Source organism: Martelella sp. UBA3392, from assembly GCF_002358775.1.
Taxonomy (GTDB): Bacteria; Pseudomonadota; Alphaproteobacteria; order Rhizobiales; family Rhizobiaceae; genus Martelella; species Martelella mediterranea.
Genome location: NZ_DEPM01000039.1, coordinates 1 through 3,157, shown reverse-complemented (window position 1 = coordinate 3,157; position 3,157 = coordinate 1). Strand labels below are relative to the sequence as shown.

The following is a 3,157-nucleotide window of genomic DNA, read 5'->3' as shown; positions in this document are numbered from 1 at the left end:
GCAGAGAGGGGTGAACCCTCTCGGCAAATTCGGCTTTTAGGGCTTACGCCCTCTACCCCTCTCTGTCGCTTTCGCGACATCTCCCCCTCAAGGGGGGAGATTGTGGCTGCCGGCCCTCTGCCCAAAAACAACGTCCTCAAAAGACTGAGCCGTCGCTGCTAGCCGGGACAAATTCCCCCATATCGTGAACGCTCCGTCGACCGGATCGGCCATCGCCGCAGAACCTCTGCCTCGCTATATTGCATCCAAGCAACCAACGAGGTTTCAGGCCATGTCAGACAAAACGCGCCTTCCCGTCCTGTTCATCCCCCATGGGGGCGGTCCGTGGCCGTTCATGCACGGCACCGAGGGCCAACTTCCCGATGATGATCCGTGGAAGGAATTGGAGATTTTCCTGAAGGGGCTGGATGCGGCAGTCGGTCGCCGCCCGAAGGCGGTTCTGGTGGTTTCCGCGCATTGGGAAAAGGTCGACAAGCTTACGGTCTCGACGGCCGCCAAGCCGCCGATGCTGTTCGATTATTACGGCTTCCCGCCCCACACCTATCAGCTCGACTACCCGGCCCCCGGCGCGCCATTCGTTGCCGAGCATGTCCGCGATGTGCTGCGCGAGGCCGGCATCGAGACAGCGGCGGATTCCGAGCGCGGTTTCGACCACGGCGTGTTCATCCCGTTCATGATGATCTATCCGCATGCCGACGTGCCGATCATCATGATGTCGCTCGATCCGGACCTTTCCGCCGAAACGCACTTCCGTATCGGACAGGCGCTGGAAAGGTTGCGGGACGAGGATATCCTGATCGTCGGCTCGGGTCTGTCCTACCACAACATGCGGATGTTCCGCCGCCGCGACGCCGACCATGAGCAGGCCGCCGCCCGTTTCGACGACTGGCTTACGGAGGCCGTGGCGATCGAGAACCCGGTGGCGCGCGCCGAAAGGCTTGCCGCGTGGAAAGAGAACCCGGACGCCCGCGCCGCCCACGTACCCGACCACGATCACCTCGTGCCGGTGTTTGCCGCCGCGGGCGCTGCCGGCCCGGATGCGGGCGAGCGCATCTTTCGCGGCGAATATCTCGGCAAGCCCTATTCGGCCTACCGCTTCGGCTAACCCGCTACGCCAGCTCGAAGCGCGGCGCGCGGTAGCCGCGCAAATGGGCGGTGACGATGATCAGCACGATGATCGCCATCGCCTGATGCGTCAGCGCGATCGGCAGCGGCATCATCGTCACCAGCGTGATAATGCCGATCACGGCCTGGATCAGCACGGCGGCCAACAGGATCAGCGCGCCGCGGGCATGCTGGGACAGTTCCAGATCGAGCCCGCGCGCCACCGCGCTGCGCCACTCGATGACGAAATGCGCGAGCGCCAGAAGCAGCAGCACATAGCCGCCGCAGCGATGTGCGAACTGCACCGTCTTCGGGTTTTCGAAGAAGTTGATCCACCCCGGCTGATGCAACAGCAGACCGCCCGGCACCACCGCGCCATCCATCAGCGGCCATGTGTTGTAGGCAAGGCCGGCATCGAGACCCGCCACCAGCGCGCCGAGATAAAGCTGCACGAAGGTCGCGACGAGCAGGATTGCGGCAAGCCAGTGCGCGCCGCCGACATGCTCATGCTTGCGCGGGGTCAGCCCGCGACCGATATAGACGCATGAGGCGATGATCAGACAGGCCATGATCAGGTGGACAGCCAGACGATACTGGCTGACGTCGGTGCGCTCTGAAAGCCCGGACGACACCATCCACCAGCCGATAAAACCCTGCAGGCCGCCGAGCGCCAGAACGCCAACCAGCGGCAATCCCAGTCCCTTGGGCAGCCGGCCGGTGACCCAGAACAGGAACAGCGGAACGGCGAAGATCAGCCCCACCGCGCGCGCCAGCAGCCGGTGCGCCCATTCCCACCAGAACAGGTTCTGGAATTCGGCGAGCGACATACCCTTGTTCACCAGTTGATATTCCGGAATGCGCTTGTAGAGCTCGAATTCCTCCTGCCACTGGGCCAGGTTAAGCGGCGGAATCACGCCGTGCAGCGGCTTCCACTCCGTGATCGAAAGCCCGGAATGGGTGAGCCGCGTCGCGCCGCCGACGATCACCAGACAGAACAGCACCAGCACCACGAAATAGAGCCAGCCCCGCACCATGGCGGCATTGAACCGGAGTTCCTCCGCGCTCCACGTGATGTCTTTACCAAACGCCATCATTCCTGCTCCGCTCGCTTTGCCATTTGCGCCGATCTGGCATACGCAGTTCACACCTGCCGCTCAACGGCATAATCTTGAACACCCATCAGGAGGGCATTGCAGCCGTGCCAGTCAGATTGCGCAAATTCATCGGGACGATCGCAATCGTCACCCTCGTCATCGTCTATGCACTGACAGCCACCATGCTGGCAACAGTCGTGCTCGACGGCCGCTCCGCCGTCGCCGCCCTGATCTATTTCGTCCTGACCGGCCTCCTATGGATCATCCCGGCGATGTTCATCATCAAATGGATGGCTGGCCCGCCGGCAGACCGCAAATGAATGCCGCGATAATTATTGCGGATTGCGCGGAACCGCCGAAGATTTGGCACATTGGACATGGTAAGAGAAGATTTGAACTTCACGGAAGGCTTCGATGACGACACCGCACCAAATGCGCGCCGCCCGCGCGCTCCTCGGCCTCTCGCACGATCAGGCCGCCGCCATGACCGGTATTGACCGCGACCTTTTGTTGCAGGCGGAAGACGACGCGGCCGAGCGCGATCTCGCCGTCTCCGACGCGCTTGAAAAGGCATTCGTGAAGCAGGGCATCGTGTTCATCGAGGATGGCGAAGGCGGCTTCGGCCCCGGCGTCCGGCTGAAGCAGCAGATCGGCGCATGCACCGGCATCCGCCCGGAGAATTTGAATTCGGCCAACGACGGGTAGGCACTCGTGCCTCAAGGCTTCAGGATTTCGAGCCTCTTGCTGTGACGATGCAACGGCCCTTTCGCCGACTTGACTGCCGGAGTACGACAGAGCCTGCCCCACTCTCTTCCGTCACCCTCGGGCTTGTCCCGAGGGTCTAAGCACGTATCAACGCGACAAGCGTATCATACGAAAAACCAATTTAAATCAAAATATTACGGACCGCCGACGCCGCTCGTGTTGCGCGGTGGTTAGATCCTCGGGACAAGCCCGAG

The 3,157-nt window shown here is 62.2% G+C and carries 4 protein-coding genes; 3 read left to right on the top strand and 1 reads right to left on the bottom strand.

Annotated features, from left to right (window positions below; all coding sequences use genetic code 11):
• Window positions 1–271 precede the first annotated feature (271 nt).
• Window positions 272–1,105, top strand: a complete 834-nt coding sequence (locus B4E36_RS03160) for a class III extradiol ring-cleavage dioxygenase (RefSeq protein ID WP_345899960.1) — start codon at window positions 272–274, stop codon at window positions 1,103–1,105.
• 4 nt (window positions 1,106–1,109) lie between these two features.
• Here B4E36_RS03160 and B4E36_RS03155 read toward each other — a convergent pair whose 3' ends face one another.
• A complete protein-coding gene (locus tag B4E36_RS03155; RefSeq protein WP_414673716.1) occupies window positions 1,110–2,198 on the bottom strand; it encodes a COX15/CtaA family protein in 1,089 nt (362 codons plus the stop codon).
• A gap of 104 nt (window positions 2,199–2,302) precedes the next feature.
• On the opposite strand from B4E36_RS03155, the gene B4E36_RS03150 reads away from it, so the two are divergent.
• Complete coding sequence (locus B4E36_RS03150) at window positions 2,303–2,518, top strand: DUF2842 domain-containing protein (protein WP_345899964.1); 216 nt, start codon at window positions 2,303–2,305, stop codon at window positions 2,516–2,518.
• Window positions 2,519–2,612: 94 nt separating this feature from the next.
• Window positions 2,613–2,903, top strand: a complete 291-nt coding sequence (locus tag B4E36_RS03145) for a DNA-binding protein (protein ID WP_345899958.1) — start codon at window positions 2,613–2,615, stop codon at window positions 2,901–2,903.
• The last annotated feature ends 254 nt before the right edge of the window (window positions 2,904–3,157 follow it).

Coding starts and splice junctions, on each gene's coding strand:
- B4E36_RS03160 (WP_345899960.1), top strand. CDS start 272: ATGTCAGACAAAACGCGCCTTCCCGTCCTGTTCATCCCCCATGGGGGC.
- B4E36_RS03155 (WP_414673716.1), bottom strand. CDS start 2,198: ATGATGGCGTTTGGTAAAGACATCACGTGGAGCGCGGAGGAACTCCGG.
- B4E36_RS03145 (WP_345899958.1), top strand. CDS start 2,613: ATGACGACACCGCACCAAATGCGCGCCGCCCGCGCGCTCCTCGGCCTC.